This window comes from Bacteroidetes bacterium SB0662_bin_6 (genome assembly GCA_009839485.1).
GTDB lineage: Bacteria > Bacteroidota > Rhodothermia > Rhodothermales > VXPQ01 > VXPQ01.
On the sequence record VXPQ01000060.1, the window covers coordinates 1 to 15,450 of the forward strand.

At 59.3% G+C, this 15,450-nt stretch carries 6 protein-coding genes and 2 rRNA genes; all 8 read left to right on the forward strand.

Annotated features, from left to right (window positions below; translation table 11 throughout):
* Positions 1-322, forward strand: a 23S ribosomal RNA gene (locus F4Y00_11070); the annotation flags it as partial.
* Positions 323-468: 146 nt separating this feature from the next.
* Positions 469-581 (forward strand): 5S ribosomal RNA (rrf, locus tag F4Y00_11075).
* 68 nt (positions 582-649) lie between these two features.
* Complete coding sequence (locus F4Y00_11080) at positions 650-3,775, forward strand: PD-(D/E)XK nuclease family protein (protein ID MYE05498.1); 3,126 nt, start codon at positions 650-652, stop codon at positions 3,773-3,775.
* A gap of 1 nt (position 3,776) precedes the next feature.
* Positions 3,777-7,088, forward strand: a complete 3,312-nt coding sequence (locus F4Y00_11085; GenBank protein MYE05499.1) for an AAA family ATPase — start codon at positions 3,777-3,779, stop codon at positions 7,086-7,088.
* A 56-nt stretch (positions 7,089-7,144) separates the two neighbouring features.
* Positions 7,145-8,452 (forward strand): DNA recombination protein RmuC, encoded by a 1,308-nt coding sequence (gene rmuC / locus F4Y00_11090; GenBank protein MYE05500.1) that lies wholly within the window; start codon positions 7,145-7,147, stop codon positions 8,450-8,452.
* A 262-nt stretch (positions 8,453-8,714) separates the two neighbouring features.
* A complete protein-coding gene (locus tag F4Y00_11095) occupies positions 8,715-9,854 on the forward strand; it encodes a PA0069 family radical SAM protein (protein MYE05501.1) in 1,140 nt (379 codons plus the stop codon).
* 354 nt (positions 9,855-10,208) lie between these two features.
* On the forward strand, positions 10,209-13,295 hold the full coding sequence (locus F4Y00_11100; GenBank protein MYE05502.1) for a TonB-dependent receptor: 3,087 nt from the start codon (positions 10,209-10,211) through the stop codon (positions 13,293-13,295).
* A gap of 88 nt (positions 13,296-13,383) precedes the next feature.
* Positions 13,384-15,417, forward strand: coding sequence for a T9SS type A sorting domain-containing protein (locus tag F4Y00_11105; GenBank protein MYE05503.1), 2,034 nt, complete (start codon positions 13,384-13,386; stop codon positions 15,415-15,417).
* The last annotated feature ends 33 nt before the right edge of the window (positions 15,418-15,450 follow it).

The following is a 15,450-nucleotide window of genomic DNA, read 5'->3' on the forward strand; positions in this document are numbered from 1 at the left end:
AGCGGCACGCGAGCTGGGTTCAGAACGTCGTGAGACAGTTCGGTCCCTATCTACTGAGGGCGTCAGGAAACTTGAGCGGATCTGCTCCTAGTACGAGAGGACCGGAGTGGACGTACCGCTGGTGTACCTGTTGTGACGCCAGTCGCATCGCAGGGTAGCTATGTACGGAAGGGATAAGCGCTGAAAGCATCTAAGCACGAAGCCCACCGCAAGACGAGGTTTCCCCTACGGGTCGTTCAAGATCAGGACGTTGATAGGCGGCAGGTGTAAGTATGGTAACATACTCAGCTGAGCCGTACTAATTACCCGTCAGACTTAACGCCATTGTTTTACGAGTATCGACGAGACGCCGCGTCTCGTGATGCCTTTGTTGACTACGGACAATTCATCTGTCAGAAATTTCGCCGTTGCCGAACGTTTGGTTTTCGGGCGTTTGGGGCGCGTGCCGGCTTGCCGGCGATTGAAAATTCTGGTGGCTATAGCGCGGAGGATCCACCTCTTCCCATTCCGAACAGAGAAGTTAAGCTCCGCAGCGCCGATGGTACTGCCTAACATGGTGGGAGAGTAGGTCGTCGCCAGTTTCTTTGGGGAAAGCCCCGTTGTGGAGAGCAACGGGGCTTTTTCGTTTTCAGGGGGTTTGTTGGGGTCTATGAAGTCGGATTCGGTTTCCATGCGGTATCAGTTTGCGCAATTAGCGGCGCTCTGCCGAAAGCATCCGGTGACCCCGAAGGTCATATTCGTTCCCACGCTCCAGATCGGACATAATCTTGGCTCCGCGCTGGCGCAGCAGGGGGTTTCCTGGGTCAATGCGCATTTCACGACGCCGCTCGGGTGGGCGAATCGCTCCGCGGCGCCTGCGCTCGAGGCGGCGGGCAGGCAGCCCGTTTCGCAGGACGCCGAGTATTTCTTCATGCGGCAAGTGCTGTCCCGGACGGATTGGGGCGAAGGACATCCGTATGCGACCGCCTACGCCGCCACGGCGCTGGCGGAAACGTTCCTGCAAACGATCCGGGGTTTGCGGCTGGCAGGCATGTCTGCGGAAGAACTTGCGGCCTCGTTGGACGGCATGTCTCCGGAGCGCAGGAATTTCGTCCGGATATATCGCAACTGGGAGCAGTGGCTCGAAAGCGGGGGTTTGTACGACGAGGCCGATCTGTACCGGCAGGCCATGTGTGCAACCCCTGCGCAGGGATTGGCGGTCGCGGTGCTGGACGAAATGCCGCTGCCCGAGCTGGCTTTTCGATTCGTGGAGAGCTTAAGCACATCCATTGTGCGGATTGGGCGTAGCGTGGACGCGTATGGATTATCGCCGCCGCAAGAGTCGGCGTGCAAACGATTCAATCTGGCTCCGACGGTGGTTGCCGGGGAGGGTACGGTGGGTCCAGGGGGAGAGATTTATCGCCGTCGCGTTGGCGATGCGCTGCCTGCGGGTATACTGCTTCGCGAGGCGATCGGGACCGGAAACGAGGTGCGCGGCGCGCTGCGCGATGCGCTTCGAGCGGGCGCAAAGGCGGACGAAATCGAATTGGTTTACACGGCGGAAGATCCCTATTTGCCGCTGATCGTGGATGTGCTGGACGGGTTGCATATTCCGTCCCGGTATGCGGCCGGGATTCCGGCGACCCTGACCCGTGCGGGCCAATCGCTCCTTGGTTTTTACCGGTGGATGGCGGAGGACTGCAAGCCGGAGCCGCTGGTTTCCCTGTTGCGGTCCCGGCTTCTTTTCGTGGACGATCCGGACGCCGTGGCCGCCTCTGCCGACGTGATCCTTGCGGCCGGGATGCGCGGGGGGCGCAGCGCCTGGGATAACGATGGGGAAAATGGCCGGAAAAGCGACCGGAAACGGCTTTGGGGTCGGCTGAGCCGCTGGGCAGAAGCCGTTCCCGACGACCCGGCGGAGTACAAGGCGCTTGCGCAAAAGGCCCGCAAGCAGACTATGAATGTGCTCGACGATCTCTATAAGACGTCGCCGGGTGCTGCGACCGTTTCGCTGGAGGATGTCGTCAAGGCCGGGCAGGAATTTCTCAAGCGGTTCGTGCCGATACGGGATCGGGAGGGGCACGGTCGGGCGGTGATCGAATCGCTCGATAATCGGCTGCGCGGCATGGTGAGCGCGCCGGGTATGGTCGCTGAAACGACAGGGCGGCTGCCCGATCTGGCCCGTGCGCTGGTCCATGTTCTCGAACGTCACAAGACGCGCGCGGCCACTGCCCGTCCGGGTTATTTGTATGTGGTTCCTTTGGAGCGGGGAGGCTATACCGGCCGCAAGTATACCGTAATCGTGGGCTTGTCGGAGACCACGTTTCCGGGCGCCGGGATCGAAGACCCGATTTTGCTGGACGACGAGCGGGAACACATTTCCGGCGGGCGGCTTCCGCTGCAGCGGGCGCGGCCCGGCGAAGCGGTCTGGAGTCTGGTTCGACTGCTCGGCATGGCCGATTCCCATGTGCTGCTGACGGCCAATCGGCGGGACCTTGTGCAGGGTCGGGAGGTGCATCCCTCGCCTGTTTTTGCGCAATTGCGCGAAGAGTTCGGAAAATCGGAGGGCATGGACGCCCACCCTGTTTATCGCATCGTGCCTGCTCCGCAAGACGCCCTCACGACGGTCGGCATTTCTCTGGCGCTGCGCGACGATCCGTCCATTCTTGCGGATGTGCTGCAAGGGTATCCGGCGCTGCACAGGGGGCTCGAAGCAGTTCGCGCTCGCGGCGAAGCAGGATTTGGCGTGTACCACGGCTGGCTGGGGCGGGCTACCCCGGCGTTGCGGCCGGGTGCCTCCGGCGAGGTGTTGTCCGCCTCGCGCATCGAAACCCTGACGGCCTGTCCCTACCGTTATTTTCTTCGCTACGTGCTGCGCGCGCAGCCGCCGGATGCCCGGGAGGTTACGCCGGGGCACTGGCTGACGGCAGCCGAATTCGGCCGGCTGATGCACAAAATACTCCACGAGTTCATGACGGAGTTGTCGCAGCGCGGGGAATCCCCGGACGCCGACAAACATATCGACCGGCTGCTGGATGTCATGCGCGAAGCGGTTGCATCTCTTGAAGTACGCCTTCCTGTTCGGGAGCAAACCGGATACGACACGGATGTGCGTCGCCTGAAGCGCGCGCTGCGGATTTTCCTGAACGAGGAATCGGGGCGCCGCGACAGACGCCCGGCGGGGTTCGAGGTGCGTTTCGGGTGGGGGGCTTCGGACGAAGCGGACGAAGGCGGGCCGCTGGATAGTCCGGAGCCAGTGGCGCTGCATCTTTCCGAGGAGGTACGGTTCCGTTTGCGGGGCGCGATAGACCGCGTGGACAGGGTATGGGACGAAGCAGGGTGCGATTACTACGAAGTATGGGATTACAAGAGCGGTTCGGCAAGGAAGTACAATTTCTCGGATCTGATGGCGGGCGGGCGAAGCCTGCAATGGGCGTTGTATGCGTTTGCGCTGGACGCGCTGCTGGCGGAGAAAAACCTGCCGGGCCAGACTGTGCGCGGCGGATATTTTTTCCCGAACGAACGCGAGCACGGGCTGCGCATCTATAACTCCCGGCCCGGGAAGGAAGCCGTCGCCGCTATACTTAAGCCTTTTTTCGATCTGGCGGAGTCGGGCGCTTTTCTGCGTGTGCACAAGGACAAGGGTATCTGCACATTTTGCGAGTACATGACCGTGTGCGGGTCCGAAGGAAAGCAGGAAGAAGATGTTTCGGAGGCGCTGGAGTCCTGGTCCGATTTGTCCGCAGGCGAGCGTCCGCCGTTTGCTCCTGCCCTGAACAACTGGCTGGAGGTGTGATATGCCGGATGCTTCGAACGAAAGGAAGACGTTGCAGGACCAGGCGGCGCGGGACATAATCGCTGAAGAGCTGGATTGCAACGCTATGGTATTCGCCGGCGCCGGCGCGGGCAAGACCTATGCGCTGGTTCAGCGGATGGTGGCTCTGGTGCGGACGGGGGCGTGCGAAGTGGATCGCATGGCCGCCATCACCTTCACGCGCAAGGCTGCCGGAGAAATGCGGGTCCGCTTCTTTCAGGCGCTCCGGGAGGCGGCAGATCCGTCCATCGACCCGGAAGAGAGGGGCCGCATTGACGCTGCTCTGGACAGGATCGATCAGTGCTTCATGGGGACCATTCATTCCTTTTGCGGGCGCCTGATTCGCACGCGGCCCATAGAAGCAGGACTGGCGCCCGGGTTTAGCGAAGTAGAAGGCCGTGAGGAAGCCCGGTTGTTGCGGGATACATGGGATCGTTTCGTGGAGCAGCAGTATCAGAAAGGGGATTCCCGGCTGGAAGCCTTGAGGGACGCGGGGCTGGTTCCCAACGATCTCTACGCTTTTTTCAGGGATCGTTGCCAGTATTCCGATGTGCCGCTCAAGGAGACCGACACCCCGAAACCGGATTTCGAATCCCCTGTGAAGGCCCTGAAGGAGTTTCTTGATTCCGATGCGATATTGTATGGCATGCCGCGCAATCCCCGGGAGCGGGACAAATTGATGGACGCGGTTCTGCGGGCACAGGGTTTTCTCAAAAACAACAAGGTGACCAGCGATGCGGATGCGGCGGAGGCCCTCGCTATTTTTGAAAATGCGGGTCGCGGAAGTTCGTATTGCGTCACGCTGAAACACTGGCTCGACAGGGGGAAGGCCAAATCGATTCGGGACGAACTGTTTCCGGCGTTCTGGGATCAGGCGGCGGCGCCTGCGTTGCGGGCGTGGCGCGAATATCAGTACGGGCTTGCGGCAGGTTTTGTAGAAGATGCGGTCAACTATTCTGCCCGCCGGCGCCTTGAGGACGGAAAGCTTACGTTTCAGGATTTGTTGTTGCGCGCGAGGGACCTGCTCCGGGAAAACATGTCCGTCCGCGAACATTTGCAGAGCCGGTATCGCGTGCTGTTCGTGGACGAATTTCAGGACACCGATCCCATACAGGCGGAGATTATTTTCTATCTGACCGGACAAGAAACCTCTGAACGGGACTGGCGCAAACTGACGCCTCGTCCCGGCAGCCTGTTTCTGGTGGGGGACGCCAAACAGTCGATTTACCGATTTCGCCGGGCGGACATAGCGATCGGCCGCTTTGTCCGGGCACGCCTCCTGAATACAGGTGGGAAAGTCCTGCAACTCAACACCAGTTTCCGTTCGCTGGGCGCGCTGTGCCGGTGGATGAACGGTGCGTTTGCTCCGGTATTTGCGGAAGATTCTGCACCCCGCCAGGCGGCGTTCGAACCGCTCCTTGAGTACCGGCCGGAAGGAGCCGACGCTTATTGCGTTCGGAAAATCACTATTCCCAAACTGCGAGGAAACAACCGCGCCGCGATAGCGCAGCAGGATGCGCGCCGCATTGTTTCTTTTATTGCGCAGGCCTTGCGCGGCAGGACAACTTTGCAGGGCTTGGGCAATGGGGGCGACATCCTGCTCAAGACCCCGGCCTCGCCCGGCGATTTTCTCATTCTGACGCGCACGAAAGGCCAGTTGGCTACGTACATGGGGGCGCTGGAGGAGGCGGGCATTCCGTACGTCGGCGAGGGTGGGGACGGCCTTGGCGAGAGCGAGGAAGTGCAGACTGTCCTGACGCTGCTGGAGGCTGTGCTCAATCCCGGGAATCCGGTTCCTTTTCTTGCTTTTCTGCGCGGCCCGCTTGCCGGACTGTCGGACGATATGCTGTACGCATACCGGGAAGCCGGGGGTATTTTCCACTGGAATGCGGACAGTCCGAAGGGGCTGCCCGAGGACATGGCCCGGCGGTTTTGCGAGGCGAAGGGTCTGCTTCGCCATGCCGGGGAAGTCTTTGTGACGTTGCCGCCCGCCGCCGCCTTGCAGTCGGTGCTTGCGGAGAGCGGCTATCTGGCGTTGGCCACGGCGCATCCCGACGGGAATGCGCCGTTTCGGGCGGGCAACCTGATTCGCTTGCTGGCGCTGGTGCAAGGATGGGCGGCGGAGGGCTATCCCTGGGGGTGGATTGTGGAAGAATTGCGTTCGCTGGTTGAGGAATCGAGTAAGGATGTGGCGCAGATGTCCGTTGAGTTCGGGCGCAGCGATGTGGTGCGGGTGATGAACGTGCATCAGGCGAAAGGGCTGGAGGCGCCGGTGGTTTTTCTGACGGATTCGTACGATACGTCGTATGAGAAGGACCCGTCGCATCATGTTTCCCGAAGCGACGAGGGCGCCTGGCTCTCCATGCCGATCCGGAAGCAGTGGGGATCGTTTCAGCGGCGGATTGTGGCGCAGCCTGCCGGCTGGGAGGCGGACCAGACGGAAGAGGCGCGGTTTGCCCAGGCGGAAGAGGCGCGGCTGCTGTACGTGGCCGCCACGCGCGCCCGCAACCTGCTGGTGGTTTCGGTCTACGATACATCCGTTAGGGGGCCCTGGACGCCGCTACGGAGCGCGCTTGCGAATGTGCCCGAACTGGAATCTGCGCCGTCCCTGGATGAGCCGGAGCGCACCACGCCAGACGACGGGCCGGGGCACGCCGAGTTACTCGAACGGGCCGGGGAGCGGCTGCATCGCGCAAAAGAAGCAAGTTATGCGCTTCGGTCGGTGACCGGCGAGCGGGAGGAGGCGACTCCGGCGCCGCAGAGACCCCGCAAACAGGGTCGGGGCGTGAAGTACGGTCGGCTCGTGCACCAGTTGTTTGAGGAGGCGGTTCGGGGCGATCTCCCGGATAATGTGCCCGCCCGGGTCCATCGGATGGCCGAAGCGATCAACCGGGGCGCTGTGGATGCGGACCTCCCGTGGACGGAAGATGCGTTGACTCCGGAGGACGAAGCAATGGCGGTGCTTGCACTGGAACGGTTCAAAAAGGCGCCGCTGTGGGAAACCTTGCAGCGCGCTCACGAAGTTTATACGGAAGTTCCGCTGGCCGTATCGGAGGATTCCGGGGCGGAAGGCATAAGCGTGGTGCGCGGCGTCATCGACCTCGTGTATCGGGACGATGCGGGCTGGCACATCATCGATTACAAGACGGATCGCGCCGATACGGAGGAGCAGACGGTCGCCGTCAGGAAAGAATACCAGCCCCAGCTGGATGCGTATACAGCGTACTGGCGTCGTTTGACGGGCGCGTCCGTAGCGGATGCGAAGATATGGCTGGCGCACGGACCTGACGGATAAGCGGGCCGCCTTCTACCGCCCTTTCGGGCATTGTCTATTACATCCTTGATCGGAATATGGAACTCATAATAGCAATCATTGCCGGCCTCGTCGCGGGCGGTGTTTCGCTCTATGCCATTCTGCGCGGCCGCGTCGTTCGGCTGGAAACGCAACTGGACAAAGCACTTGGCGAGCGGGACGAACGGACGCAGGAGCTTGCGAACGCAAACATCGAGATCGCCAGATACGAAAGCGCCCAGGCGGAGCGCGAGAAGGCGTTCGCCGAGCGCCTTGCGGAGATCGACACTCGTTTCAAGGGGCTTGCCTCGGAAGTGCTCAAGTCGAGCACGGAGGAGTTTCGCAAGCAGGCCGCCGAGCAGTTCAAGCAGCAGCAAGCGCTGGCCGACAAGGACCTGAAGGCGCGCGAAACCGCAGTCGAGAATCTTGTCAAGCCGGTCCGCGAGAGCCTGAATGAGCTGCGGAAACACGTTGACAAATCCAACGAGGCTCGCAGCGCCGACACGGCCAAGGTCAGCCAGAGCGTCGAGCAACTTATGGCCGAAACCAGCGGGCTACGGAAAATCCTGCACAATCCCCAACTGCGCGGGGAGTGGGGCGAGCAACACCTTCGCAACGTGCTCGACGCGGCCGGTATGTCGCAGCATGTGGATTACGAGGAGCAGGCGCAGGTGAAAGGGGACGGCGCCCGCCTTCGCCCGGACGTGCTGGTGCGGATTCCCGGGGGGGCTACGGTGGTAATCGACGCCAAGACGCCGTTCGACCGGTATGATGCGGCCATGCGCAGCGAAGACGAGCAGGAGCAGAAGCAATTGCTCAAGGAGCACGCAACCGCTCTTGTGGGACACGCCAAGGTGCTTGCCGACCGGGACTATGCCCAGTGGATCGAGGGCTCTCCCGATTTTGTGATGATGTACGTTCCCACGGATCCGATGCTCGACGCAGCCATCAACGCCGAGCCTGCTATCTGGCAAAAAGCGTGGGAGGAGCACCGCGTGCTGATCGCTACTCCCGGGCTTCTGATAGCGTTTCTTCGGACCGTTGCGCTTGCCTGGCGACAGCAGGATATCCAGGAGAATGCCCAGAAAATTGCGGGAGCGGCGCGGGAATTGTACAGCCGCCTGCGAACCTATGCTTCCCACGTGGACAAAATGGGCCGCGGTTTGCAACAGGCCATTGGCGCATACAACGCCGGCGTGGGTTCCTTCCAGTCGCGGGTACTGGTGCAGGCGCGCCAATTTGAGGAGCTCGGCGCTGCGGACAAGTCCGGGCAGATCGGCGAATTCGCCCCGGTCGATGAGACGGTGCGGCGGTTACAAGCGCCGGAACTGCCGTTCGCGCCCGATGCTGAGGACGAAAGCGTATAGCGGGTTCCGGTGGCGTTGTTTTCTCGGGAGATGCTGTGCGTCTCCAGGTTGGCGCGAGCCTGATCGGCGATGGCCGATCTGCCGCTGCCAATTCCCCATATTCCGCCGACGCATGTCCATATAGAAAAACAGGACGCGGGGGCGCCTTCCGCGTACAATGCCTCGCAATATTTCCAAATATTTCCCTCCCGCTCCTTGTTTGTACATATTTTATACATATATTTACGTAAGATGATTTTCATGATCACCCCTCCCGCATATAATGACTCGACGCACCCGGAAAGCCTCGCCGCTGCATACTGCGTCGGACGTTGAAGCACGGTCCGGCGAAGAGACCACGGAAATACCCGTTCGCCGGGGACGGGGCGCCCGAATCAACCCGCCGAATCGTTTCGAGCCCCTGTGTCTCGAAGAAGACCCTGCGGCGCTGGACGAAGATGAATTGCGTCAGGTCCCCACGAAGTATTATGTGGACGCCACCAAAACCCTGCTGGCCCGCAACGACAGCCCGGACATTGGCTTCACCTTCAGCCTGAACCCGTATCGGGGTTGTGAGCATGGATGTATCTACTGCTATGCCCGTCCCTCGCATGAATACCTTGGTTTTTCGGCGGGCCTCGATTTTGAGACCCGCATTCTTGTCAAGGAACGGGCCCCCGAGTTACTGGCGGAAACGTTTCAGAAAAGGTCCTGGGCGCCGCAGGTCGTGGCTTTGTCCGGGAATACGGATCCGTACCAACCCCTCGAGCGCCGCCTCGCTCTGACACGCGGTTGCCTAAAAGTATTCCTCAGGCACCGAAATCCGGTGGGGATCATTACCAAGAATTACCTCGTGACCAGGGACATCGATCTGTTGGAACAGATGGCGAAATACAATCTGGTCCACGTCATTTTGTCGATCACGACGCTGCGCCCCGATCTCGTGCACATCATGGAGCCGCGTACGTCCCGCCCTGAAAGGCGGCTACAGGCAATCAAAATGCTTGCGGCAAGGAATATACCCGTTTCCGTGAATGTGGCGCCCATCATACCCGGATTGACGGATGAGGAGATGCCGTCCATTCTGAAGGCGGCCGCAAGCCGTGGCGCTTCCGGCGCCGGATACACGATCCTCCGGTTGCCCGGAGCGGTGGAAGACCTTTTCATTGATTGGGTTCGACGCGAATTTCCGGATCGCGCCAACAAGATCGTCCGCCGGCTTGCCTCGCTTCGCGGCGGTAACCTTACGGATAATCGTTTCGGGAAGCGGATGCGCGGAGAGGGGGATTGGGCCGACCTGATCGCTCGTCTTTTTCGCATCGAGCGCAAACGGTGGGGTCTGGACGTTCCCCGGCGCTCCCTTTCCACACGGCATTTCCGGCGTCTGGCGGATGGACAGCGGAGCCTGTTCGACACGGAATGATTTTGCCTGTTGGGAGGACCCGTGCTCGTGTGTGTAAATAAAAACGCGCTGAAAGATAATGAAAAAACAATGAAGAAATTTCGACTTTTGCTTGCAAAAGAAAAGGAAATTCAGTACGGTATTATTCACGGGACTTTTACGTTATACCCGAAGACCGCGTCGGGATACATAAGTGAAGCCGTAAGTAGACAACCGAGCCCAAACCAGTAGAGGCCATAAGTAAATAGGTACTACATAAGTACTGCAAGGCGAAGTTAGGAGGCTGCTGTATTCGCAGAAGCGCTTCGGGTATTGCGGGAAGTTCTGTCACAGGGAGTTTATGAACTATCTCACAAAACCTGCCCGGTTAGCGCAATGTCCAACCACTTTTCTTTTATCCGTGTGACGACGGCTTTTCTGGCCGTCCTCGCCCTGATTATTGTTCCTTCTGCGGAAGCCCAGACGACCGGTAAAATAGCCGGAACCGTAACGGACGCTTCAAACGGCGAAGGCCTTCCCGGCGTGAATGTCGTCATACTCGGAACCACCACGGGTGGCGTAACCGATGCCGAGGGGGACTACTTCATCCTTAATATTTCGCCCGGCTCGTATGATATTCAGGCGAGCAGCATAGGGTTCACCACGACCACGGTACAAAACGTGGAAGTGTATGTGGACCAGACCACTACGGTCGACTTCGATCTGGCCGAAGAGGTTATAGAAGGCGAGGAAGTGATCGTGACTGCCGAACGTCCGCTTGTCGAGCGTGACGTCACCGGCAGCGTGCATCGGCTGAATGCCGAGGCGCTTGCCCGTACGCCCATCCAGAACATAGATGATATTCTTGCCCAGCAGACGGGGGTCTACAATACGGGATACACGGCATACCTCCGAGGGGGTGTCCAAAGCGAGGTCAATTATCAGATTGACGGAACGTCGCTCAACAGCGGCCTGATTTCGGACAACTGGCAGCGGCTCAATACGACCTCGATTCAGGAAGTGTCGGTGTTGACGGGCGGCTATAACGCGGAATACGGGAACGCCATGTCAGGCGTCGTAAACGTGGTGACGCACGAACCCAGTGCATTTTCCCGGCATTACGCGGGTGCGCTGAATTATCGTCTCCGTCCGGCAGGGCAGTACCACTGGGGCGATAACATGTATAGCCAGGATCTCTGGAAATACACCAACTTCGACCTTGGTTACTGGCAGACCCAGCTGGAGACACAGGCCAACCAGAATGCATACGCCGAATACTTCAGGCGATTTTATGGATGGGACGGTACGCGCGTGCCTACGGCGAACGAATTACTGGACACATATCGCCAGCAGATCACGCCGGCGGATGTGCTTGCGAACTATGCGGAGCGCATGCAGCACGAAATGGAAGGCTCCATATGGGGCTCGCCCATGGATCATCTGACTTTTCTGGTTTCGGGCAGGTACAAAAAGGGTGTGAACATATTTCCGCAGTCCAACGCCTATAACCCGGAGCGCAATATACAGGTAAAGCTGGGCTATCATTTCAGCCCGGGGCAGAAGCTGACGCTCAATGTAACGAACGGGTGGTACCACAGCAGTACGGTTACCGAAAGCAACTGGAACAACACCACTACCTCGCAGGAGGCCCGCTGGCAGCCCAATGCGGACATACGGAGTCCCTACGTCGGATCGGCGTACGCCCCGTGGGGCGGGTACTGGCTTAAAGGACCCGAGGAAAAAAACTTCAATGTCGGAACGCTGAAGTGGGATCATACCCTGAGTCCCCGCACCTTCTATACGGTTTCGCTTTCCTACCTGCGGGACTACACCACGTCGTTGCAGGAATATGACAAACTGAATACGAACACGGAAACGGTGCGTTGGGGGGATAGCTGGTTTGATCTGGCAGGTAATTTCCGCCTGGAGGCTCGTCAGATTCAGGTGAACAACTACAGCGACAGCCGGGCCTGGACAGCCAAGGCGGACATTACGAGCCAGTTGCACAAGTCGCACCAACTCAAGGCCGGCGCCGAGTTCAAGCTCTATGATGTCGATTACCAGCATTACTACATGGAATTTCCGGCAGGGGATGTCTGGCATCTCGACAACGTGTTCGATGGCAACCCCGCGGAAGCCGCCATCTATCTGCAGGACAAGATGGAATATGAAGGCATCGTGCTGAACATCGGTGTTCGTTTCGACGCCTTTAATGCGCGGACCATGTACTCGCCAAATATTTACGATCCTCTGCTTTTCCAGACGCACAACGGCGGAGACGGTACGCATCCGAGGAACATTGCGCCGATCTGGCAGGCGCATCAGCCCGGAAAGGACTGGTTTGCCTTCAGGCAGGATTTCCGCGACGCATTTCCGGATAACTGGGAGGATCTGCAGACGGTGTCCAGCGAATGGAAGATGGCGATCGCCCCCCGGCTTGGGCTGTCATTTCCCATCACGGAAAACTCCAAATTGCGCTTCAGTTACGGGCACTTCAACCAGCGCCCCTCATGGGTCTCGCTCATGGGCTTCCCCACCAGTTGGTATGATGCCGCGCCGTATGCTACGGTTCGCATGGACCAGTGGCAGGGATGGTATGGCCATCCGGGCCTGAGTTATGACCGAACGATTCAATACGAGCTCGGCTTTACGCAAAACTTCTTCGATTTCGCCCGGCTCGATCTGGCTGCCTATTACAAGGATGCAAGTCGTTTGACCCGCTATGCGTACAATGGTACGTACAACCGGAACGGAGGGGGATTTGCATCGACAAGCTGGGGGGCGGGCAACTCTGCCGGAACTATCTGGTCGAAAACCCGGAACATCGCCAACGACGGGCACGACAACATCTTCTATACGAACAATGCCTTCAAGGATATTCGCGGCATTGAAATCGTGGCGGAGAAGTTGTTTACCGGCCGCTGGGCGGCGCGCGCCGCGTTCGATTTCTCCACGACGACCGGCGGGCGAGCCGGCTACTCGCAGTACCGCGAAGACGGGACGACAGTAAATCGACCGCACTCGTATGACGAGTTAAAGGCTACGTGGCTGTCCAGTTATGTCCTGAAAGGCAACGTGAGTTACGTGACGCCGCAAAGCCTGATGATGGGGGTGCTGGGGGACATTACCGTAGGCGTGTACCACGAATACTTTGCCGGTCCCCAGTATACGTACTACCCGGCGGATTTCCAGGGTCTCCAGAGGCCGAACAACAGACGCTGGTTCCCTCACCACCGCACCGACCTGACATTCAACAAGCAGGTTGCCGTGGGGAATTTCCGCCCGGTGATTGGCGTGGAGGTGTTCAACCTCTTCAACTACAAGGACAGGTTATTGCTGGTCGGTGACGATCTGAAAAGATGGGAGGAGGACGGAGAACTTCCCAAAATCTCGAAATCGGGCGAGGACAATCTCTGGTCATTCTACAATCCCGTCAGCAATCCGCGTCGCATGATTTATTTCACGCTCGGCCTGAAGTTTTAGACTGTGCTGCATAGCGGGACGGAGCGCCGTCCCGCTATGCAGCCGCCCGCAAACGTATTAGCAACCCCTGCAAACCGTATATCCCGTTATGAAAGCATTACACGCCGTACTGCGACCTTTCGGCACTGCCGCAATGGTTTGCACCCTGTTGCTTGGAGCCATGGCTGCTCCCGCTTCCGCCCAGGTATTCGATTTCAAGGATCTGACGCGCGCCAGGCTTTGGGCCCGGTTATGGAACTCGGGCGGCGTAGGACAGCCGACACTGGGTGGCCAGGAGTACTACAAGTATGATTATCCGGGTCATGCATTGGGCAGCAACGTGAATGATCATGCCGGATGGCTTCTGTGGTCCGGTTACATGGCATGGGCGGACATTGGCGGCATTGGCTATCCTTTCCGCGTCCTTCTGGCCTATGACCACAACCCGACGTACATATCTCCGGTCGAAGGCACCCAACTCATCCGGAATTACAACATGGCGGATGCGTCGTTGAAGGCGGAAGAAATTCTGACCGGGGCACACCGCATCAACGAGTACGACGTCCGGGTTGATTTTCGCGCCCTCGCCTGGAGTTATCCGGACTACGACGACTTCATCATCCAGGAGTACACGTTTACGAACGAGGGCAGCAATACCATTACGAACTTCCGGTTTGCTCCGACGGGCGCCATGAATATTGCGCTGCCTATTCTCGGCAGGAGCGACGATGATGTGTTCGAATGGGATATCGAACACGAGGCGTTCTACTTCCGTGACGGCATAGAGCGGGACGGCAACACCGCCAACCCCGCTCCGCCCCGGCAATTCGGACTTACCAAGAGCGATCTCGGCGAGCCCGCCGATCTCGGTGCGCCCAGTGCCATCAACCACGAGTTCCTCGCGCCGCAGTACTTCACGTATTACTGGCTGGACAAACCGGAAAAATCCGATCCGTCCGAGCGCGATCACATGAACATCGTGGACAAGAGCAACCTGAATCAGCACTCGAACCGCATTCAGGACGATCCGCTGAACGACAACCCGGAGGTGGACTTCGATCCGGATAGCTACATCTATCAGTCGCTTACGTACGATCAGCCGTTGCCGCCTGAAACGGAGGATGGACAGTCTCTCGCCGCCGAGGCGGCGCGGCTTGGGCTGACGACGCGTCCCCGGGGGCGGTTCGAATACCACATAGATTATATCTATGAGACGGGTCCTTACGAGATGGCGCCGGGCCAGTCGCTGAAATTTGTGCTCGTGGTGGCGGCGGGCATGATGGATATGGAGTATGTTGCGGCGGGAGGCCCCGAAAACGAAGCGCGTTTGCCTGAGGGGGGCGTCAAGCTGTGGGAGCATGTGGACGCGGCTCAGGAGTTGTACGACCGCGGGTACGAAGCGCCGGATCCTCCTCCCACGCCGACGAACGGCAACAATTCGCTGACCCTGACGCCGATCCCTCTCGGTATCAAGGTGCAGTGGCCCGCCATCCCGGATTCGTACCGGGACCCGGATTACAATGTCAACGATGTGGCAGGCTACCGGGTGTACCGCTCGACGCATCGTAACATTGGTCCCTGGACGATGGTAGCGGACATCCCTGCCAATGCAGCGGAAATGGAGAACGGGATGGTTACCTTCAATGACTCCGGACTGGAGTTGGGGGTTGGCGTCTACTACACCGTTACGAGCTACGACACGGGACACAATAGTCCGTGGCCGGGAGATATGAGCGTAACCAGTCTGCCCTCTCTCGAGAGCGGACAGGTCAATGTCAATGTGGATCCGGTATATCCGCAGGCCCAGCCCAGCAATAATCTCGACGATATTCGGGTATATCCGAACCCCTTCTTCCAGCATAGTCAGCTTCTTGGCGAAGGAGAGCGCTACCGCATTGAATTCGTGAATATTCCGGCGCAGTGCACCATTCGCATCTATACCCTTGCCGGGGAACTGGTTCGCGTAATCGATCACACGGACGGCAGCGGCGACGAGCCCTGGGGCTCACGGGCGACGGCAGACTACCAGGTGAACGAGTATTTGCAACGCGTGGCCCCGGGCATATACCTGTTCCATGTCGAGTCGCATGTCCCAGGTCATGAGGGCGAAAGCAAAGTGGGCAAATTCGTCATCGTCAAGTAACCGCAGCGCGTTTGCGCAACACCCCTTTACCCC